Origin of the sequence: Fibrobacter sp. UWB3 (assembly GCF_002210405.1) — a bacterium.
Classification (GTDB): domain Bacteria; phylum Fibrobacterota; class Fibrobacteria; order Fibrobacterales; family Fibrobacteraceae; genus Fibrobacter.
On record NZ_MWQJ01000015.1, the window covers coordinates 26,239 to 48,088 of the forward strand.

The 21,850-nt window shown below is 50.4% G+C and carries 19 protein-coding genes; 2 read left to right on the forward strand and 17 right to left on the reverse strand.

Annotated elements, in window-relative coordinates:
• Positions 1–93: 93 nt before the first annotated feature.
• From B7991_RS14025 to B7991_RS14055, 7 genes are all read right to left on the reverse strand, one after another.
• Complete coding sequence (locus B7991_RS14025) at positions 94–987, reverse strand: hypothetical protein (RefSeq protein ID WP_088631385.1); 894 nt, start codon at positions 985–987, stop codon at positions 94–96.
• A 204-nt stretch (positions 988–1,191) separates the two neighbouring features.
• Positions 1,192–1,896 carry a hypothetical protein gene (locus tag B7991_RS14925; RefSeq protein ID WP_176421839.1) on the reverse strand — a complete coding sequence of 235 codons (705 nt, stop codon included), beginning with the start codon at positions 1,894–1,896 and terminating at the stop codon, positions 1,192–1,194.
• On the reverse strand, positions 1,896–2,645 hold the full coding sequence (locus B7991_RS14035; protein WP_088631386.1) for a tetratricopeptide repeat protein: 750 nt from the start codon (positions 2,643–2,645) through the stop codon (positions 1,896–1,898). Before B7991_RS14035 ends, B7991_RS14925 begins: the two co-directional genes overlap by 1 nt.
• 51 nt (positions 2,646–2,696) lie before the next feature.
• Positions 2,697–4,271 (reverse strand): glycosyltransferase family 39 protein, encoded by a 1,575-nt coding sequence (locus B7991_RS14040; protein ID WP_088631387.1) that lies wholly within the window; start codon positions 4,269–4,271, stop codon positions 2,697–2,699.
• On the reverse strand, positions 4,271–6,007 hold the full coding sequence (locus B7991_RS14045; protein ID WP_254917994.1) for an NPCBM/NEW2 domain-containing protein: 1,737 nt from the start codon (positions 6,005–6,007) through the stop codon (positions 4,271–4,273). The genes B7991_RS14040 and B7991_RS14045 overlap by 1 nt, the downstream gene beginning before the upstream one ends.
• Positions 5,994–7,160, reverse strand: coding sequence for an acyltransferase (locus B7991_RS14050; protein ID WP_088631389.1), 1,167 nt, complete (start codon positions 7,158–7,160; stop codon positions 5,994–5,996). Before B7991_RS14050 ends, B7991_RS14045 begins: the two co-directional genes overlap by 14 nt.
• 84 nt (positions 7,161–7,244) lie before the next feature.
• Entirely contained in the window at positions 7,245–8,561 is a 1,317-nt protein-coding gene (locus B7991_RS14055; protein ID WP_088631390.1) for a M18 family aminopeptidase, read from the reverse strand.
• A gap of 105 nt (positions 8,562–8,666) precedes the next feature.
• On the opposite strand from B7991_RS14055, the gene B7991_RS14060 reads away from it, so the two are divergent.
• Together B7991_RS14060 and B7991_RS14065 are read left to right on the forward strand one after the other, a co-directional pair.
• Positions 8,667–9,620, forward strand: coding sequence for an MlaD family protein (locus B7991_RS14060; protein WP_254917995.1), 954 nt, complete (start codon positions 8,667–8,669; stop codon positions 9,618–9,620).
• A complete protein-coding gene (locus B7991_RS14065; protein ID WP_088631392.1) occupies positions 9,614–10,387 on the forward strand; it encodes a hypothetical protein in 774 nt (257 codons plus the stop codon). Before B7991_RS14060 ends, B7991_RS14065 begins: the two co-directional genes overlap by 7 nt.
• Positions 10,388–10,497: 110 nt before the next feature.
• Here B7991_RS14065 and B7991_RS14070 read toward each other — a convergent pair whose 3' ends face one another.
• The 10 genes from B7991_RS14070 to B7991_RS14115 all read right to left on the reverse strand — a co-directional run bounded on the left by B7991_RS14070 (position 10,498) and on the right by B7991_RS14115 (position 21,718).
• Positions 10,498–11,343, reverse strand: a complete 846-nt coding sequence (locus B7991_RS14070) for a hypothetical protein (RefSeq protein ID WP_097020856.1) — start codon at positions 11,341–11,343, stop codon at positions 10,498–10,500.
• A gap of 122 nt (positions 11,344–11,465) precedes the next feature.
• Entirely contained in the window at positions 11,466–12,353 is an 888-nt protein-coding gene (gene pyrF / locus B7991_RS14075; protein ID WP_088631394.1) for an orotidine-5'-phosphate decarboxylase, read from the reverse strand.
• On the reverse strand, positions 12,353–13,597 hold the full coding sequence (locus tag B7991_RS14080) for an RNA methyltransferase (protein ID WP_088631395.1): 1,245 nt from the start codon (positions 13,595–13,597) through the stop codon (positions 12,353–12,355). Before B7991_RS14080 ends, pyrF begins: the two co-directional genes overlap by 1 nt.
• A complete protein-coding gene (dxs, locus tag B7991_RS14085; RefSeq protein ID WP_014546322.1) occupies positions 13,594–15,462 on the reverse strand; it encodes a 1-deoxy-D-xylulose-5-phosphate synthase in 1,869 nt (622 codons plus the stop codon). The genes B7991_RS14080 and dxs overlap by 4 nt, the downstream gene beginning before the upstream one ends.
• On the reverse strand, positions 15,463–16,350 hold the full coding sequence (locus B7991_RS14090) for a polyprenyl synthetase family protein (protein ID WP_088631427.1): 888 nt from the start codon (positions 16,348–16,350) through the stop codon (positions 15,463–15,465). It abuts the gene before it with no gap.
• 46 nt (positions 16,351–16,396) lie between these two features.
• Positions 16,397–18,025: a hypothetical protein gene (locus B7991_RS14095; RefSeq protein WP_088631396.1), complete on the reverse strand. Its 1,629-nt coding sequence runs from the start codon at positions 18,023–18,025 to the stop codon at positions 16,397–16,399.
• Entirely contained in the window at positions 18,022–18,858 is an 837-nt protein-coding gene (locus tag B7991_RS14100) for a TIGR02147 family protein (protein WP_073425402.1), read from the reverse strand. Before B7991_RS14100 ends, B7991_RS14095 begins: the two co-directional genes overlap by 4 nt.
• 98 nt (positions 18,859–18,956) lie before the next feature.
• Positions 18,957–19,328, reverse strand: a complete 372-nt coding sequence (locus B7991_RS14105; RefSeq protein WP_088631397.1) for a hypothetical protein — start codon at positions 19,326–19,328, stop codon at positions 18,957–18,959.
• 9 nt (positions 19,329–19,337) lie between these two features.
• The gene (locus B7991_RS14110) at positions 19,338–20,627 is read right to left on the reverse strand and encodes a GGDEF domain-containing protein (protein ID WP_254917997.1); all 1,290 of its coding nucleotides are present in this window, start codon (positions 20,625–20,627) and stop codon (positions 19,338–19,340) included.
• A gap of 110 nt (positions 20,628–20,737) precedes the next feature.
• Entirely contained in the window at positions 20,738–21,718 is a 981-nt protein-coding gene (locus B7991_RS14115; protein ID WP_254917998.1) for a GDSL-type esterase/lipase family protein, read from the reverse strand.
• Between the last annotated feature and the right edge of the window lie 132 nt (positions 21,719–21,850).

Genomic DNA, 21,850 nt, shown 5'->3' on the forward strand with positions numbered 1-21,850 from the left:
AAAGGGAAGGCGATCGCCCAAAGCCGGGATGCACTGCACAAAAAAACACCCCGCATTTGCAGGGTGCACTGTACCTATTATGAATACCGTTAATTACTTGCCGTGGCGGAGGCGCTTGCCAATTGCGCGGAGAATATCCTTAACTTGCTTTTTGCTAACACCAGGAGCAGACTTTGCGAGACCCGTTGCATTGTGGAAATCTTCGAGAACTTCGTCGCAAGCATCTGTGTTAATATCCTGATCATAAAAATCGAAGTTGAAGAATTCAGTTGTTTCTCCACTTTCATAATCTTTCTGATAATCTTTAAACGCTCTTTCGCAATCCGTTTCAACATTAGCATAACGGAAATCATGCTTGACATTGCAAACCTTGCCTGCATAAGAAAGCGTATATTCAACGCCCATTGACCTATGGGATTTGTACTCCATCTCAAGACCTTGAATGCTGAGCACTTTGCAGCTCATATTGATTTCAGACTTTTCTACACCGGCAATCAGAGCAAGCGTTTCTTGCATTTCGCCAAAATTCTCAAAAAGGCAATCCGTATTAACGAACACGACATCATCGTAATACGAATCATCAAGAATGACGCCTCTAATGAGTTTCTGATTAAGTGTTGACGTCATGTAGTACGAGCCACTTGGGAACGGCTCTCCATAAGCGGCCACAAAAGCATAAGTATTCTTGCCAGCACCATCGCCCAAATCCATTTCAGCGGAATTATTACCAGCATCCTTCAATGAACCGGTTTTAGTCACCTTTTCCCAGACGTATTCATTAGCCCTGTCCGTGCAAGTACCTTTAGTGATTTCCAAGGTACCGTCAGCAGCATAGTTATACGTGCCCAATTCGGAGATTATATAGTCGGTCGGATAATTCTGGGGCAGCGGCTGTACATCTGGAGCAGTTACGCTATCACCTGATGACGACTGACAGCCAACCAAAGCAAGGGCGGCCAAAGGAAGAACGGTCAAAACCTTTTTCATAAGATCCTCTTTATTAAATTGTCTTCACTAATGTACAATTTTTTTAAGCATTACACAAGAAAAACATGTACAAAGTGAAGATTTATTTAATTGAGTTGTAAAATCGCTAATAAAGGTTGTTTAAAAAAGGAGATGCCCGCGCAAGGCGGGCATGACATGTTTGCGGCGGACATGACAAGATGATGCAAAGTTGGTTGGATTAATCTACCAGTCCTTAGCCGGACGGACTTGGCCGCGGACGGGTTTCCAGGGCTTGCGTTCGCCGTTCTGTTCGTCAAAGTCCTTGAGGAGCTGGGCAGCTTCTTCAGGAGTCATTTCACCAGGTTGAAGCGGCTGCTGTTCCGGTTCACCGCCGTTACTGTCGCTGGAATTGCCCTCGGACTGTTCTGGCTGTTGCGGTTGCTCTCCGGCACCACCATTGCTGTCGGAACTATCGCCACCCTGGCTGCTGCTAGACTGACCGTTCTGACCTTGATTCTGTTGATCCTGATTCTGGTCATTCTGGGCGCTAGAAGAACTCTGGTCGCCATTCTGGTTCTGATTTTGCTGATCCTGGTTCTGCTGATCTTTATTCTGGTCTTGGTTTTGCTTGTCCTGATTCTGATCCTGGTTTTGATCCTGATTATTCTGGTCTTGATTCTGGTCGTTTTTAGGATCGTTCTTCTTATTTTCGTTTTGCTGCTCGTTTTTCGCTTCGTGAATGCGGTCGAGGAGCATCTGCAATTTCTGATCGTTCGGGTAGTATTGCAAGCCTTCGTTGCAAGTAATTTCTGCAGTGGGCAAGCGGTTTTCGATGTACTGGAACGCCGCATCGCCATAGTAGGCTGAAGCCGATTTCGGAGCAGCAAAAGCGGCGGATGCAAGGAAGAAAATTGCCACGACTACGAGAGAGGAGAGAGACTGCTTCATTAGATCACCTCCAGGTCGTTGTCGGTGTTGCTGGCGTCAATCTTTGTCTTGGGCTTGCGACCGGCCTTGATTTCGATGACGTCGTCAATGCGCTGCACATGGCCGCTCAACTGGCTTGCAGTTTCATCTTCGGCAATCAGGTTCTCGAGCATCTGCTTGCCTTCGGCATACTTGCCATCCTTGCAAAGCTGGAGTGCACGAGCCAAGACCTGCTTTGCATTATCACTCAGCGGAGGTTGTTTCTGGTCGTTCTGATTCTGGTTTTGATCCTTGTTTTCTTTTTGCTTGTCGAGTTCTTCCTTGAGCTTGCGTTGAACGATTTCTACGTTTTTCTTGGCATTCTCAAAATCATTATCCAGATCAATCGCTTTTTTCAGATAGGCGACGGATTCACGCCATGCGGCAATGCGGGCGCTCGGTTCTTGCGCTTTTTCGCCCACGCGGAAATGCGTATTCGCCAAGTTGTAAGCGGCCTTTGCGGCCATTGCCTTATCCGGCATGCGCACAGCACTTTCGAGTTCCTTCTTCGCCTCTTCGAAATTTCCAAGTTTATACTGGCACGTTCCAATGTTGTAGAACAGCATCGGATTTGCGGGTTCCGCCTCACGGGCCTTCATATATTTTTCAAGCGCACCGGCATAATCGCCAGTGGCATACAGCTTATTGCCATCATTGATTGGCCGGGCAAACGAAGCCACAGCCATAAGCATCGTCAAAGAACAAATTTTAATTACAGTAGAAATTCGCATATTCACACTTCTTATTCTTTTTCGAACACCAATATATCAAATTTCAACTTCTCAGAGTACTTTTGCAGGGTAAGCTACGATATATTTCCCAAAACTGCGGACTGAAAAGCCTCGCTCCTCAAACCACGAAAGCCTAGAATCCTTGTTTTCCAGAAGATAAACCGCTTGATTATCAACTTCGCCCAAATCAAACGTAAAAACATAGCGGTCAAATTCGTGCACATAGAGGAATGCGCTCGGGAAATTCGTGTAACGGACCGTCGAAAGGTACGAATTCAAGTCCACCTTGCCGTAAAAAAGCACTCGCGGGTAGCTCACGTTCGGGTCCACATAAATTTTATCGCCCGGTTTCGACTGCGACTGCGCAAATTCCATGGCATCGCCAATGCCTTCGCAGAACGGATTTGCAATCTGGTCCTTATACACCGTAAAATATTCACGTTCGAAATTGGCAAAGCTCAAGAGGTACGCCACCAGCGGAACATAAATCAACTTCGGGTGGATATAGCTAAACGCGAGAATAATCCCTTGCGCCGCCATGACGATAATCGGGATAAAAATCAAGTTCACGCGATTGACATTGACGTTAATTAAAACGCCGATGGCAAAAGCGGCGAGCAGCCAAACGAGCATAAAGAACGAGAGCCCAAGCTTGCGCGCTTTCACATCACGCACCGTCTGCCAAATGTTTTCGACAAGCCCGACAAAGAAGAACGCAAGTGTCACCGGATAGAAAAGCCCGAAATTGTGGATGCAATTCCACGGAAGTCCATCAGACTGACGCTTCAAAATATTCCAGAGGTTCATGAAATTTTCGGGAATTTCCTGGAACGAAATTTCGCTTGCACGGAAATAAACAAGCTTCGGGATGCTGATAAAAGGCAAGCAGATTTCATTGATAACGCCCTTGTTCACGAGCATAAAAAGCATGAGCGGGAGCGCAAGTGCAGCAAGCACGCCAAGCGAAATCCAAGTGTAACGATTATTGTGGATAGACTTTGTCCAAAGAGCATAAAGTACGTTCAACAAGATGATGAACGGAACGGCCACCCAGATGGTCGCATACGCATAAAGCGAGAGTCCATAAAACGCAGCCGAGGCAATCAAGAACTTCGGTTTTTCAAGGCCTTTCACAAAGAAGAAAAGTCCGAACAGCACAAAGCCCGGCGCCAAGTTCGATTCAAGAGCCCAGCGTGAAAGCATCACATGCCATGGAGAAATCGCAAGCAGAAGCGTTGCCCCTAAAGCAAAGCGTTCACTCGAGAATCGACGCACCAAGAAATAAACCGCCACAAGCGACAAGAGGCCCACCAGAAGCATCGGCAAGCGGATTACCCAGACATGCATCCCGAAGAGCGCCACAAACGGAATCATCAAATACGATTCAAGTGCGTTCATGCCGGAACCCCAGGCAGTCAAGTAAACCGGCAAGCGGTAGCCGTAAGAATCTGCAGCGTGGTGCAAAAGCGTGTAGGCGTTATATCCAGCAAAAGCTTCGTCCTGATTGATATCGCCTGGCACGGAGCCGAACATGTAGACACGAGCAAACGTCCCCAACAGCAAAATTACCGCAAAGACTAATTGCGCTGCCGTCCGCGATTTCAGCCAAGCGAAAACGTTGTCCATTACTTCCTCTTGGTCACGATGACGTTCAGCCAGTCAGCATGGTCATAGGCATTGTCGCCATCGGCATCAGCCTTGAGGATAATCGTCTGCTGACCACCGATATAGACTTTACCGGCTTGCGGCTTTTTGTTGCCAAAAACGACATCGCTTTTCCAAAGTGTTTCTTCGGGAGTCGCCACGATAAAGCGCACAGAACCACCGCCACCCGCTTCATCATCAATGCCCACGACAAATTCAAGCGAATCAGCATCGGCAGGCATTTTGAAAAAGATTTCAGAAGCGGCATGCGTACCAATACCATTCTTATACTGCTGTCCACGAACCGTAAGCGTTGCTCCATCGACCGCACGGTTTACACGAGGTCTACCGTATTGTTGCGTGTAATGATCAATCGCCAAATCCGTGAGATAGAATTGGTTCGACTGGAGTTCTACATTCACCGGCATGAGCCCGATAATTTCGGTGATGAGCATCGGGAAAAGGAACAAGGCAAGCACCACATACGGCGTAAAGTGCGGGAACGGGATGCGTGCAAGTTTTTCTATCAGCGCAGGGAACGCACGCGGGGCAAAGTTGTTCACAACGCCTGCAATGAAGATGAGGAGCGCAAGTCCAGAAACCGGAACCCATAAGTCGGCACCCTTGAAGCCATTCACCATTGAAATGTTCATGGCGCAAATGGCCGTCACCAGAAGCGACCAAATCCAGGCCTTCTTCGTTTCAAGCACCATCCACACGCAAGCAAACGGAACGGCGTAAATCAAATAACGTTCATGCATGCCCGGCAACACAAGGAAGAACGCAAACGCTTCCCAAGTCGCAAGTTCAAACGTGCGGCGGAGTGTTTTGGCAAAGAGAGCGCACTTCAAAATGTAAGCAGAGATAATCACGAACAGAATCTTACCAAGCCAAGACGGAGAAAGCAAGAATCCAATGCCATCCGGCGAAAGCCCGAAAAGCGGATTCACGTCACGGCTCGTATTGCCCACAAAGAACATCCAGGTGTTCGCTGCATTGTAAGTCGAGAACGGGTACTGTTCCGTCGTGTTGAGGTAAGCATGAGTGAGGAGTCCCGAGAGGTTCCCTGCAACCATGAACGGCAAGAATACAAGCACAATTGCAACCGCCATGAGCGGGAGCCCGCGCCAGGACTGCTTATAGCGACGGAGGAAGATGCCACCGAAAATTGGCAAAAGCAAAATCATTTGGAACTTCGCCAAAAGCGCAAGCGCAAAGAACATCGAAGCGTACTTGAATTTTCCAGGGAAGTTGATGCAGTAAAGTGCAGCAATGCCAAAGATGCAGGGGAACAAATCGACCTGCCCCCAAATCGGACCATCCAGCAAAAGCGCCGGGTTCAAGGCCACAAACGCAAGCACAAAATGAGCAGAATACTTCGGCAACTTGAAGCGCGCCACCAGGCGGCTTGCAAAATCGACAAGCGCCACATGGCCAAAGTAAACCGGCCACAAGCAGAAGAACTTGAGGAGCGTCCCCTTTTCTATCGGGATATTCGCAAGATTATGGACTTGCGCCACAATCCAAAGCCAAAAAACATAAAGCGGAGGATAGTTGCCATTAAAACGTTCAAATCCATTATTCGCCAATTGCTTGACCCAATCCGCCCAATAATTTTGATCTCCACCAAATGCAGCAGCATTTGTACAGAACAAGTTTGCAAGCAGGCAGATGACGCCCCAAATCAAAAAATACTGGATAGACTTATCGTTTTTCACCAGAAGCTCCAAAATGTTTAAAATGAATATTCACGGAATTCGCTTTCCGATAAACAAAACCAAAACCCTTCCAGAAATATTCCAAAAGCACCGACGCAAAGTACGTCATTACAATAAGCACGAGCAGCGACGGGATTGCATATCGCGGATATGCGACAATCATCGCCGGGACACCAAAGTAATAACAGAAGAACGGGTGGATAAGCCACATAAATGTACTCTGGCGTCCGAGATACCAAAATCCCTTTTTCAAGAGCCTGACATGGCTCAGGAAGTCCATAGCAACAACGGTTAAAACCGGGATAAAGAACACATCAAAAATATCGCCAATTTCATTTTGACGCATGACGATAATCATGCACCAAATGGCGATATCGGCCAGAGGGTTCAAAAGTCCATGCTGCTTGGCAGAATTGTGCAAACGGTCAAAGAGCCCATTACGTGCGACGATTGCACCCATCCAGAAACAAGCCGCATACGGCGCAATCTGGCAGAAAAAGCGGAGGTACATGTGGCTATTTCCGAGAACGCCAAGCGAAGGCACCGATTTAAGTCCAGGGAAAACATGCGCAAACAAAAGCGACACAATAACGATAATGAACAAATTGATTCTTGCCGAATAGCGGTCAATAACGGCCCTGACAAGCGGGAATGTCACCAAGGCGAATGCGTAACTTATGAGGAACCACCATTCCCTGTTATATGTCGATGCAAACCCAAGGAAGTTCGAAACCAATTCCCTTAACGAGAAAATTTCAAAGCGCGAATAAATAAAAGGATCAGCGCAATACGGGGCCTGTGCAGAAAAGAACAGGAAACCAATCGGAACGAAAACAAGAAAGACTTTCCAGTACGCAAAATAAAGTTTTTTAAGGCGCCCAACGATATCGTAGGGTTTTCCATAGGAGCTCTTATAGACTCCATAACCGCCAAAGAAGAAAAACATCGGGACGCATATTTTGCCAAAGATTCCCAAATAAATAGTCAATGGCATATTGAACATCGTAAAAATGCCAACAACGCCACCACCCGGAATACGGTTCGGGAAAAACCAAAGATGATGCAGGAGCATGCAGACAATTGCAATCCCCTTCATCACTTTTGTATCATCGGGCGTCAGAAAATTATCAATCTCGTTCGAGCCTTTTTGCATATTCCATCTTTATTGTGAATTGATTCGAAAATTATAGAAATCTTTTCACAGGTTCTGCGCAAGGCTCGCCGTTTCAGCATGAATTTAGCTGTAGCAATAAAGCGCTTTGACGAGCTTTATCATATCTTCATGGTCGCTTGCGGCCATCATCTCGCGAATGCTATGCATGCTGAGCATGGGCTCGCCGATATCGACCGTCGGGATTCCAAGATTTGCAGAGACCGTCGGGCCTACCGTTGAACCACATGGCATGTCGTTTCGCATGATGAAAACTTGAAGTGGAATTTCGGCCTTTTCGCAAAGCAATCGAAGTTGAGCGGAACTCATCAAGTCACTTGCATAGCGCTTTTGTGAGTTTGTCTTAAGTACAATACCTTTTCCCAACAGAGGAGCGTGATTCAGTTCGTGCTTTTCCGTGTGGTTCGGATGCTCGGCATGGGCCATGTCGATAGAGAGGGCGATACTAGACGAGAGACGAGAGGCGAGAGACGAGAGAGGCGCTTGGGCCCTATCGTGCTCGCACACTCCAGGGTGACAGTCATTCTGGAGCGAAGCGATAGAATCCAAGACACTCTTTAAAAAGTTACTGGCGGCACCTTCGCGGGTGGTGGACCCCACCTCTTCGTTATTGAAGAAGCAAGCCACAAGGCAATCGCTTTCAGCCGACTTCGCAGACACCATCGCTTCGGCAATGGCGTGGCAGCTGCTCAAGTTATCGAGCCTGCCCGAATAAATCCATTCATCATTAAAGCCGCCGCGATTTGCAGACTGGGCATCAAAAAGCTGTACGTCAAAATCAATCAGGCGCGATCCTTCCGGGAGTTCCTTCTCAAGCGCCTTCACAAATAAGTTCTTGCGGTTTTCAGAAGCTTTACTATCCGAAGCGCATGCCCACAGCGCATTGAAATCAATCTGCGGATTGACCTTGAGACCATCCTGATTCACGCCACGGTTCAGGTGGACCGCCAACTGCGGAATCCTGAAAAGTTTTTCGCCACGGAACAGTTTCGTCTTGAGAGTCGAGCTACCGGCCTCCACGTAAGCAAGCATCCCTGCATACCCAAGGTCACGATCGAGCCAGCTCGTGTAAAGCGGAGAACCGTAGACCTCCGTATGGAGCGTGCATACGCCTGCATTTACGACATCCGGATTCGGGGAAATCTTGAGCGTCGGGAAGTCCGTATGCGCAAGAGCGATCTTGAACTTCGACTCGTCACTCCACTTTTGGGGTGTACGGAACGCAATGATCGAAGCTTCGCGGCACACGAAATAGGCTTTTGCAGGCTCAAGATTGGCACCTAGCTCAATTTCGGTAAAGGAATTTGCCTTGAAAAAAGACTTCAAAGCGTCTACCGTATGGTAAGGCGTCACTGCGGTATTCAAAAATTCAAAAAAATCCATATTTCCTCGAAAAAAATCAATTAAATTCAATTTGACAATATAATCTATTTATATTTCACGAAAGTAATGGCATTTCAAAAGATAAAACAGGTTAACTGGATGGAAATGTCCGGCCTTTTGGTCGGCGTTGTTAGCACTGTTGCCATCATGATTTTTTCGTTGGTACTTTACCACTTCCTTTTTGACAAGGACAATGGTAAAATCAAAGAGAACTACAACCTTTACAGTACATTTGAAAAGGCGCTCGGTCTCACATCGGGTACTCGCGTACAGATTAACGGTGTTAACGTCGGGCAGATATCCAAGACGGAAATCAACAAAGACGGTATCGGTGTAGTCATTGAATTTGCCATCCGCAAAGAATACAAGGACTTGATTACCGACAGTGCCGAAGTTTACGCCATCCGCGACCAAAACCTCATCTCGGCCCGCGTCATCAACATCGATATCAAAAACAGAGGACGCATTCTAGAAAACGGGGACACCCTAAAAGCAGGCTCAGCCAAAGATATCGAAACCGTTATTGAAACGGCTAATGAACTTTTGGGCCGTGTAAACCACCTTATCGACGCCGCCGATGAACTTGTGGCAATGGCTCTTGACACAGGCACGACCATGGGTGCATTATTTGGTTCCCGCGCCCTTTATGACAACTTAAACCGTCAGCTTTATCGACTTGACGAAATTACATTCCTCGGCAAGAACGTGTTAAAAAAGACCTCCTTCTTGCTAGACACGATGAAAACAGACGTGCCGAAACTTGTAAGCCGTGCAAACGAAGTCACCAACAACGTAGGCAATTTGCTCGAAGATTTCAAGCCGCTACCGGGTCAGGTCACGTCGCTTTTGAACTCCATGGATTCTACCGTTGGCCGCGTGGATAACCTCGTCACCGATTTCGGTACTGTAACGACCGGCCTACAAGATTTCATGAATACGACGGAAAACACCTTGCAGAGTGCCGACGACCTGATGAACGGCATGTCCAAGATGTGGCTCCTAAAAGGCAATGTCCCCACGCATGATTCCGTACCCTTTGTCGTGGAGACGCTATGGTAACGAAGGCTTTGAAGATTGCCCTTTGTGTAGCGCTTAGCGGAACCGCCGTATTCGCCTCGGAATCCGGAAAGCTTGCCGCACGTGCGCAAAAGTCCTTTAAGGCAGGGAACTTTTCTAAAGGCTACTCACAGCTCGATCGAGCCCTTGTCGCAAGCCGTAAAGAAGCCGACCTCAATGCAGAAAGCCGAATCCTTATTGCAATGGGCCAAGTCCGCACCATGAGTCTCGATTTCGACATGGCGGATTCCTTGTTCAGTCACGTATCTAACAATGTCGGCAAAACGACAAGAACAATGCTCATCAAGGCGAAAATCGGACTAAAGAATGCTACCGAAAAATTCTCCGAAGCCGTATCGCTTTGCGAAGGCATTAACAAAGACGACCTAGATGGTATTGCAGACGAACTGCAAGGCGCATTTTATTCGGAATGTGCCATAGCCTATGCAGGCAGCCATCGAGACGAGAAGGCAAAGGAAGCCCTCAAGATGGTCGACAAACGTCTTGATGACGATACGGGAATTTATTACTGGACTGAAGGCCGCCTAGCTGATTTGCTGAACCAGGGCGACGCCAACGGGATCTACCTCAAGGCAGAAAAAGAATCCGTCAAGGCAAACATGCCATATACGACGGCAAACATTCTCTACCACCGCGCTAAATATTTAAGCAAGTCCAACCCATCCAAATCCAGAGAACTCCTCGACCGCTGCAAAACAGCATTCGAGCTGATGGGACTCCCCAAGAATTCCGCACGCTGCGCGGAATAATTCACGTCATCCACAAAACTGGTAATTCATGAACTCGTCATCCAGAAACCCGTAAGGGTTGATGGATCCAGAGGCATTTTTACGAGACTTAACTGGGCCCTTCGCTTTGCTCAGGGTGACGTAGATGCTGTAGAATCCGCAACACTTACTTTAGCCGTATCGGCGGCAGTAGAATCTGCAACGGGTTCTTCGACCTTTTTCATGGCAAGGAGGCGGTTGTAAACGACAACCGGCGGGATGCGGCCTTCGGTCATGCCATCGACAAGGAACTTGACTTTCTGATAATTGTCGTCCTTATTGTAGTCGCTAATCAAGCCCTTGTAACCGAAGAGCTTGAGGATTTTCACATAAAAGCTTGCACGGAACTTCTTGAAACGCGGTTGCATCACGTCATTCAGGATGGTTTCAAGCGCAGTCTCGGTCTGCATGGAGTCGAGTTCAAAGCTGCGGTAAATCGTGCGGATGTGATCGGGAATCGTTGTATCCGGGCTATCGAAATACTTGCGCATCACGTTCGCGGCTTCGGTCCTGTTGGGGTACGGGCCACGAGCGAGGCGGAGTGCAAAGTAAAGCGAAAGGCGCCAGTTTTCAGGATAAACGCGAGTCGCACGGCGGAGTACCGAGAAGTCCGAAGTATCGGGAGCATCTACGGGTGTCACGCCACCGACAAAATAATACGGCGTGAAGAATAGTGAATCCAGGCTCGTCGAGAGTTCGGCGACATGACCGAGATACGCATATTCCTTGCCGGTGAGGTAGCTTTCACCGAGTTCGGTGAGGCCCTTGATCCAGAAGAGCCCCGCTACCGAGGCGTCATGCCCTGCAGCTACATAGCGAACAGACGAAGCCTTCGGCAAGAAAGATTCGTCAAAGTTCGTGCCAGGCAACGGCTTTGCGTAATGGAACGCAACCACGATCACCGCAACGGCAACTATGAAGCTAAGGATATAACGCATATTCATTTCATCACGTCATTCTGAGCGAAGTGCGAAGCACGTAGTCGAAGAATCCATCAAGTAAAGCCCTGGATCCTTCCCCTATCGCTACGCTCCAGGGTCAGGATGACGTCTTAGAAGAACTAAACCAAGCATGCCTCTGCGAGTTTTTCGAGTGCATCGACGCAATCGTTCGCATAGTTTGCCGGCGTATCGTTACGCTGCCATGCAAAGTTGAGTCCACTGCTCGAGTTGAGCACATGGAACTTGCGCTTGCCGCCACCGTTTGCGATAGCGTTGAGCACGGTCTTTGCATCGCCGCCCTGACCGCCCGGCACGCCCGGAATGGACACGCCCGGAATGAGGAACGGGATTTCGTGTTTGTGAGCAACGGTGTAAGCCGTAATCTTCTCAAGTTCTTCCGGGTGGGTTGCACCGACAACGGCACCAAGGTATCCCTTGTCAGCATCCCATTCCATAATCTTGTCCGCTACGGAATAGAACGCTTCGGCAACGTCGCGCGGATCGTCACTGCGAGTAACAGGCAAATCCTGGAAGTCGTGAGCGCCCTTGTTGCTTGTGCGGAGGAGCACGTAGGCACCGTTTTCGCTATCTTCGCGAATGAACGGACCGACGGAATCGGCACCCATCCACGGAGAGACGGTCACGGCGTCTGCACGGTAAACATCGTAAGCGGCGTTGGCGTAGGCGGCACTGGACTTGCCAATGTCACCGCGCTTTGCATCCAAGATAACCGGGATGCCAGCACTTCTGTAATCGGCAATGAGCTGCTGCAAAACGAGCATCGACTGCACGCTCACGCATTCGTAATAAGCGCTGTTCGGCTTTACGACAGCCGGCTGCACGTTACGCTTGAGGCAGCATTCCAAGATGTCGGAATAGAAGCGCTTGATGCGGTCTTCGGGAGTGCCTTCGAGCGGAATGAGCTTGAGCACAGGGTCCATGCCCATGCACACCGGGTTACCGCACTTCGCAATACGCTGTTCAAGGCGATCGTAAAAGCACGTCATTACTTCAATTCCTCCTGAATCTGGGCGGCTTCGTAAGAGAGAATGCCATGTGCGACAGCCACATTCAGAGATTCAAGTTCACTGCTCATCGGGATCTTCACCGTTTCGTCGGCGAGTTCGATGAAGTACGGGTTCGTGCCGGCACCTTCGTTACCCACGAGGAAAGCCATCTTGCGGAGCTTGTGAGCCGGGATTTCGCGGAGGGACTGCTTAGCATGCAAATCCGTTGCGATGATGGTATAGCCCTTGCTACGGAGGAAGTTGATCTGGTCCACGAGATCCACGTCGAATTCAAACGGAACGCGGAGGAACGTACCCGAGGAACCACGAACGACCTTCGGGTTGAACGGGCTCACTGTACCACGACCGAGAATCATGCCCGAAGAATTGAAACCAAGGCTCGTGCGGAAAAGCGTGCCGAGGTTACCCGGATCCTGCACGGCGTCCACAAGCGTAAGCACGCTGCGGCTTGTTTCGTAGACCGGCTTCTTGCTTGCGATGTTGCAGTAAGCAATGATGCCCTGCGTCGTCATCGTCGAAGAGAGGCGCTTCATCTGGTCTTCGGTAAGAGTGTGGAGCGTAATTTCGGCTTCGTTAATAGCTTCGATGAGTTCTTCGTTTTCAAAGCCTTCGACAACGTAAACAGAAATCACGAGTTCGCGGTGGTGCTTCACGAGTTCTTCAACAACGTGAACGCCTTCGCCAAGGAACTTGCCTTCGCGTTCGCGACCCTTTTCGGTCGTGCAGGCGATGAGGCGTTTGAACCAAGGCGGTGTAGCCACGGAATCTTCAACGGCTTCAATCTGGGCGGCACGTGCTTCGAGTGCGGCTTCGTCCAAGTTTTCGTCAACGGCTTCCTTCTGTTCCGGGCGCTGGCGGTAGACCGGGGCGTTCATAGCGCCGCGCGGTCCGCGGTTAAACGGCTTGTCGCCAAAGCGGCGCGGACGGCGGTCACGGTCAAAGCGGCCACCACCACGGCGTTCTTCACGGTTGAACGGACGGCCTTCGCGGTTTTCATCGCGGTTGTCGCGGTCGAAACGGCGTTCACCACGATCAAAGCGGCGTTCGCCGCGGTCACGGTCAAAACGACGATCGCCACGATCCCCACGGAACGAGGGCTTGTCGCCAAAGGAACCGCGGTCATCGTCACGACGAGGGCGGCGTTCAGGAGCTTCGCTGACTCCAAATTTACGGTCAAGCGTGATTCTTACGGTACGCTTCGGTTTGTTTTCTTCTTCACTCATAGTTTTTCCATCAACTGTTTGGCGACGGATTCCCCGTCAATTTCTAAGATCTTGTAGAGAGCCTTGATTTCTCCCTGTTCAACGAATCTGTCCGGAAGACCAAACCGGTACAGTTTCTTGTCCGTATAGCCGAGATCGGACAAAAGTTCCGCAATGGCTGAACCATAGCCACCCACCTTCGTATTGTCTTCGAGCGTCACAATGACATTGTGGCTGTCAAACAGCGAACGGTAGCATTCCTGGTCGAGCGGCTTAATAAAACGGGCATCCACAAGCGTCGGGTTGTATCCGTTTTCACGAAGCACGGCGGCTGTTTTCTTGAGTTCATTTGTCATGAAGCCGGCGCCCAGAAGGAGTATGCCGGAGCCCTTCTCAAGAATCTTGGGGCTTTTATAGTCGAACGGTCCTTCCGAGGGGACAAGCTCTGCAGCAAGTGCAGTGCCTCTCGGGTAGCGGATAGCCACGACACCTTCCATATCGATGGCGGCAGTCAACATGTCGCGCAGTTCATTTTCGTTGGAAGGTGCCAAAATGGTCATTCCGGGAACAGTCCGCAAGAACGACAAGTCAAAGGCGCCATGATGCGTCGGACCGTCTGCACCGACAAGGCCGGCACGGTCGAGCACAAGCACCACATGCAAGTTCTGGAGTGCAATATCGTGGATAATCTGGTCGTAAGCGCGCTGCATGAACGACGAGTAAATCGCGACCACAGGCACAACGCCATCGCAAGCCATGCCCGCCGCAAACGTCACGGCATGCTCTTCGGCAATGCCCACGTCAATCACGCGGTCCGGGAGTTCCTTTGCGACGATATCCATGCCGCAGCCCGTAGGCATTGCAGCCGTGATGCCCATGATGCGCTTGTCCTTGCGGGCAAGCTGCAAAAGCGTATTGCCAAACACGCTCGTGAGAGACGGGTTCGGATTGCCCGGAGCAAGTGGAAGCCCGCTTTCAGGGTCAAATGCACCGCAACCGTGATACTTCGTCGGATTCTTTTCGGCAGCGTCAAAACCGCGGCCCTTTTCGGTCAGCACATGCACAAGGCACGGGCCCTGCTGCTGCTTGACGCGTTCAAGAATCATCACGAGTTCATCGATGTCGTGACCATCAATCGGACCAAAGTAGCGGATGCCGAGGTCTTCAAAGAAGCGACCTGGCTTCACGGCGTTCTTCGCCGCATTCTCGACCTGCAAGAAAAGGTCACGGAAGCGGGAACCCAGAATGCCCGGCAAACGGTTCATCAGGCGATCCAGGTCGGTACGCATCTTGTTGTAAACCGGGTCCGAAATCACGCGGTTCAGGTACTTGCTAAAACCGCCGATGTTCGGTGCGATACTCATCTTGTTATCGTTCAAGATGATGGTCATGTTCTGCTTGGAGGCGCCAACGTTATTGATAGCCTCGTAAGCCATACCGCCCGTCATGGAGCCATCTCCAATGACAGCAACCACGTTGTTGTTGCGGTTGAAATGGTCGCGCGCAACGGCAAAGCCGAGAGCCGCAGAAATAGACGTCGTGGCGTGGCCCGCCCCGAAGCAGTCGTAAACGCTTTCGTTCCTCTTGAGGAAGCCGGAAATGCCTCCCTGCTGGCGCAAGGTATCGAATCGGTCATAGCGGCCGGTCAATAGCTTGTGCACGTACGCCTGGTGCCCCACGTCCCACACGATCTTATCGTCGGGTGCGTTGAACACGTAGTGCAGCGCAAGAGTCAGTTCAACAACGCCAAGGCTCGATGCCAAGTGACCACCATGCTTAGCCACTTGACCAATGATGGTCTCGCGGATCTGCGTAGCAAGGTGGTTCAGTTCCTCGACGGAACAGTGCTTCAAGTCCTGAGGCGACTTAACGTCTTTCAGTTCCATTTATTTCACTCGCGTGATGATGTATGCCGCTATAGAACGGAGGATGGAGGTATCGCATGTGAGGCCATCCAAAGCCTTGATGGATTCCTCGTAAAGTTCCCTAGCACGTTCCCTAGACTTTTCCAGTCCAACGATGGACGGGTAAGTAGCCTTGCCCTTTTCGATGTCAGAGCCGGCGTCCTTGCCAAGTTCTTCGGTCGTAGAGACAATGTCCAGAATGTCATCCACAATCTGGAAGGCAAGCCCGATGGAGCGGCCATAGTTGCGGATGATTTCCATATCCTTTTCGCTTGCGTCTGCAAGCATTGCACCCACGAGGAGAGCAGCTTCGATGAGGGCTGCCGTCTTGTGGTAGTGAATGTAATCGACAATTTCGAGATCGACAGTTTTGCCTTCGCATTCGATGTCGGTCATTTCGCCACCGATCATGCCGTACGTGCCAAGCAAGTGAGCAAGGAGCTCGATAGCCTTTGCGTTACCGGTCTTGCCCATCATCTCGAAGGCGTGGATGCAGAGGGCGTCACCTGCCATCACGGCAGTAGCTTCGCCAAACTTCTTGTGGCTTGTGAGCTTTCCACGGCGGTAGTCGTCGTTATCGACACACGGAAGGTCATCGTGGATAAGGCTGAACGTGTGGAGCATTTCGAGAGCGCTCGTTGCAAGCCAAATCTTTTCTCCCTTGCCACCAAACATGTCGAACGTGGCCTTAGCAAGTCCCGGACGCAAGCGCTTACCGCCTGCGAACATGGAATAGCGCATAGCCTCGTGCAAACGGCACGGACGGTCCTTTACTGGGGGGAGATGTTCATCAAACTTCGCCTCGGCATCTTTGGCGATGCGGGCGAGATATTCCTGAGCAATTTTTGCTTCTGATTCAATAGACTGCATGTGCACAAAGATACTTAATTCGAGGCGCACTTAAAAGGTCTAATTTTTAGAAAAGAGCGCCATAGAGCACTATATCGTCGAGATAGAATTCTGTTCCATTTCTTACGAAGAAATGCAGCTGGCGGACATCGTCCTTGAGCGTATTCCAAGCGATATAGCAGTTGCTCACATCCTGGGCGGTATAGCACAAATCGTCATACTTTACGACATAGTGCGTCCACTTCTGCGAATTCAGGTCTTTCCATTCCGAGGCTGCCTTGAGCGAGAGCCCTGCGACTTCGGATTCACGGGTCCAGTTTTCAAGAGACACGCGAATCTGGCCCGAGCCCTTGGCATAGAACGAAATAGAATCGAGCGTGGAGAGGTTCCAGCCTTCGTCGCGGAGGAACATGCCGGTCAAAACCCAAGCGTAAATATTATTCGTTCCCACCAGGTTGTACTTTCCGTGGAACACCTTGGACTTGCGCTCGTTATCCGTATCGAACGACTTGGACAGAATCTTGGAGCCAACAGAATCCGTGCTAAAATACCAGTTTCCGGTATCCTTCACGTTTTCGAAATCCTGCATCACGACATACGGGTAGTCGAAATCAGCAGAGCCCTTGGAAGGCGCGATGCGCTTTGTTACATACAAGCTATCTTTAGTAGTGACAACATAGAGATCAAGCGAATCGTTCGTCGGGAGCGTCGGGAGCGTAAACGTTCCTTCTTCGTTCGTCTTCGTCAAGACGTCAAGGCCATAGACACCCACCCATGCATACTTTTCGCCGGCATGGAGCGTCACACGGCTCATGTAGTTCGCCGTTTCCTGGAGCTTAATCGTATCAAGCGCTGCAATCTGCTTTGCCGAAAGCACCTTGGAATAAGCGGCGCCCGACTGCATCACCGTGAGGCGGTAATCGCCAGATTTCAAGGAATCAATGACAAATAGACCATCCTTGTCGGCATAGGCATCCACATCGGCAATGACGTTACTTACGTGCAGAGAATCGACACGCGCGTCAGCCTTGCGGATTGCAAGCGATGCATAAGGAACAACCTTGCCGTCTGCCACTGCCACAAACTTAACCTTCCCGGCGTACGGATCCGGCTTTTCGGGCTGGAGGTCAACCATTTCCGTTTCGTTCGGCGAGAGCTTTACAGCCAAGTCATCATAGACCGTGTTGTCGTCACCGCGCAAGAAGTACACCTGCAACGAGTCGTTCGACGGCAACTGCGAGAGCATAAAGCGTCCCGTCGAATCGGAGCGCACGAGCACGTCCATGCCACGCACGCCCACCCAGACAAAGTCGCAATCTTCAGGCATGTCGGCCAAGCCGCCAAGTGCGGCCGTCGGTTCAAGACTTACATCGCCCAAGGTCGTATCGCCCGAGTAAAGTCCAGTGTAGGCAGAACCGCCATACACAATCGTCAAGCGGTACTTGCCTTCCGGAGCCTCGAACGAGAAGTTACCGAGGGAATCCGCATAGAAGTCCGCGTTCACAATTTCATTAGTAGCACTACCGGCCGTAGAAGTGTGATCGACACTCCTGACCGCCACACGTGCATAAGACGCCACAGCGCCATTGCCCAAGTAGGCAATGCCGTTCGTCGTTTCGCTGCCGGGGCCTCCTGCGACCTTGTCCGAGCAGCTCCAGAGCATAAGAGCTGAAAGTATGCAGGCTAGCCTTTTCATTTTGACTTCTCCTGCAGTTTCTTAGTAAAAGCAAGCGGGAACAGCTGAACATTCAGCTGGAACACCGTATCGTCACCCGTGCCATCCTGCGAAAGACGCAGCAAATCCGAGCGGAACTCCTTAATCTTTTCACGAATGAGCTGGATATCGTTCATGTTGAACGTCATCGTCACCGTGCTGATATCGCGCAGAGGAGGCGCATGCCGTTCCAGCGATTCACCCGCGAGGCGAATCGTCTCCTTCTGGAATGTCCGAACCGCTTCGGATCTCCAGTTACCACCTGTACTCACAAATGTATCATTCACTTTCCAGTACCCGTCCTTACCCTCAGAAATCATGTTCAGGTCGTGCAGGAGCTTGATGGCATCCTTCGCCTGCTCCACCGTGATAGCCGGCGTGCAGCATTCGGCAAGACCTTCATAATCATCTTTAAAATTACAAATACCGATTACGGAACGGATAGCGTTGTAGTACCAATGGCGGTAAAATTCAAGTTCTTTTTTGGCAAGGCGCTTTAAAGGAATGCCCTTCAGCGCCTGCATCTTCTCATAATGGTTCAAAGCTTCCTGGTCGCTTTTCGCGCGACCGAAGTACACGAGTTCCGACCAGTAGGCGGTTTCCTTTTCGTCAAGCTCAAAGAATTCGGCCATCGGCTTGATGAAGTTTACAGCGAGGTGGATTTTCCCCTGCGAAATACGGAGGAGGTTGCCGGGGTCTGCGCCGAGCTTCATTGCCATGTATCGCCAGGATATGACGGTCTTACGCTTCTTGAAATCTTCAAAAGCATCCCTAATCCATTCGCGATAATCGGTATATTCAAAAATCGGTTTCACAGAAATTCCTCACGGCGAGCTGCCGACACTAGACAATGCGGGCGGTTTGAACCTCTATAAAGATATCTATATATGGTTCAATAGGTTAGGGTACGCCGTTATCGTTCGTTGTGGAATTTTACAACAGACGCCGAACCGCCAGAGCAAGTCGACTGCCAGGAGCACTCCAACAAATCGCTAAAACGAGTGTCGCCACAGCGGCCTTCAAACACGAGAGCGCCCTTTTCATCTAGCTGGTAAAAGACTTCGTAAGAGATTTCGACGAGCTTGGACTTGAGCACCACCGGATCGCCCATCACCTTCGATGTGATTTCAATCACACATTTGTCTTTGAACTCCACCGCTTCCGCAGCTTCGTCAATGGCATTCCAATGGAGCTGGATTTGCTTAAAGTCGTCCACTTCCGGATGCTTGGAGCACGAAACGAGCCACAAAACCGAAACTGCGAGAATAAGCCAAACGCGAGCCATCAGGAACCCTTAGTGGTTACGCCTGAATGTCGCAACCGTCACGCGGTTGCGGCCATTTTCCTTAGAAGAGTAGAGAGCCTTGTCCGCACGGGCAATGAGAGACTTCGGATCTTCGCCAGGCACCATCTCGGTCACGCCGAAGGAGCAAGTCACCTGCTGCTGCGTGATAAGCGTCGAAGCTTCGATTGCCTTGCGCAACTTCTCGGCGAGGAACGCGGCATTCTGGATGCTCGTATCGTCGCTCAAGATGACAAATTCTTCACCACCCCAGCGCACGAGCGAGTCCGTATTGCGGATCATGCCCTGCACAAGCTTTGCGAGGTTCACAAGGACTTCGTCACCGACAAGATGTCCGTAAGTGTCGTTCACGTTCTTGAAATGGTCAATATCGAAAATCATGAACGAAACCGGAGAACCCGTGCGGTTGAGCTTTTCCTGTTCGCGGAGGAGCACACCGCTGAAGCCAGCGCGGTTGAGGCAACCCGTAAGCGGGTCTTCCTTGCTGGACTTTTCGTATTCACTCTTTTCGATTTCGAGAGCAATGAGGTTCTTCTTGAGTTCTTCTTGCTTCTTCTTGTTCAGAGCGCGTTCACGACTGTAGTCAAAGAATCTGATAATCAAGATGATAAGGAAGGTGACAAACCAGAGGGCGACAAGCGTCGTCACGAGGTCCACCTGCGAAATCTTCTTGCCCTTGAAGCGAAGTCCCTTGATTTCCCAGCCGCCATAACCGAGCGGAGCGTTCGTGCCGGTCTGGATTTCAATGAGCGGGATGTTCGAAAGGTCTACGCGAGCCTTGTGGACGTTGATTTCGTTCTGGGAAACCCACCAGCCTGCCACGCGGAATTCCTGCGGGACAAATACGGCCGGGTACGGTTCCTTGGTCGGAGTAAATTCGATTTCGTTGAACTTGAGGGAAGTTTCGTCGTTCTTGCGGTAGAGGGCGCTATCGTAACCGCGCATGTAAAGACGGACGGAGCCCTCGTTACGCGGCTTGAGCCACACGAAAACGCTATCGTAATTGGAAAGGTCGCGGCCCATGGTCTTGCCATCGCCGAGATAGACCTTGATGCCCACATACGGGTAAGCATAGCCTTCACGGAGTTCGTACTCGATGAGGACCGAGCTGTCGGTGCGCGTCATGGAAATGGCAGAAGTACCGCCATCCACGGAGTCGGCACTTGCGACCACATACGGATATTCACCGAGATTGATGTCCATGATGTCGTCTAAGAAATGCCTATACGCAAACATGGCAACGGCAGTAATCACCAGAAGCACAATAATCAGGAAATTCATCCTGAAAAGGGCATAAACTTTTCTCATAACTTTTGAAGACATAATCACATATCCATTTTTGGCATCAGTGCTTTCTAAATATATAAAAAAGGTTTTTTACCGTGCCTAAATTATCTTGAAAGCCACCGTCCAAGCCGAGCTATTATGGGTCTCAAGGTATTCGCGAGCTCTTCCTGGGAATGGGTGTCGGGGTGTCCATGCAAGCCGACATTCGACGTGAGGACGTGTTTATATTCCAAATCCTTGTGACCGGCAGCAACTTGAGCGTCGTAAATCGACTTTATCGTCGGGGCGAGGTCATCATTGGGCCATACTTTCGTGGAAACGAGCAGGAATTTTACGCCGGGGTGCGCCTTGCGAAGCTTATCGAGCAATTTAGCATATGCTTTCTTGAATTTTCCTTTATCTGCATACGGTGGATTACCCTGAAAATCGTTAATTCCTTCAAAAATCACGATGACTTGCGGATGGAACTTTTCCAAATCCCAGCGCTCCGGCTTCGGATACGAGGTCACGGAGCCCATGACCGTGTAATCATAGAGGCGTTCGTACGTCCATTCGGGCACCATATTGTCGTAGTTGCGCACAAGACCGCGTCCGCTGTAGGCATTCACCTGGTAGTCGGCATTGAAACCGCTCGCAAGGAGGTAGGCGAAACTCTTGGAGGCGTTCGTCTTGTCGAACTCGGGAGCGTCCTCGGCGGAGGAGCCTTCGCAGCCATAGCCTGCGGTAAAGGAATCGCCGATGAACTCGATGCGGCGACTGGACGGCTTGGGTGCTTCGCCAAATTCGCCATCGACGGAAATGCCGTAGAACTTGATTTCGGGAACGCCGCTTTCGCTAATCTTGATGAAGCGATACTTGTGGAAGGAGCCGTCGTCCTCAACCTTGATGGAGCGTTCTTCCTTGGAATCGACTTCGAACTGTTCTATCTGCTTTCCGTCGCGGTCTAGGCGCCAGCGGGAATGGCCTTCGACCGTAAACGTAATCTTTGAAGCCCTGGCGTTGAACGTGATGGATGCGGCAGGCGCACTCGCGCGGCTTACGCCGTTATCATGGGCCCAGCGGCCATTGAACAGAAGGTTTTCCATAGAAGAGGATGCTCCGAAAGAGTACGCGGCAAGCGCACCCAGGAAAAGGAATATGCGGACGAAATTCATTGGAGGAATGATAGAATTTTTTAGTTACTAGTTACTAGTCAATAGTTACTAGCAACGTCATTC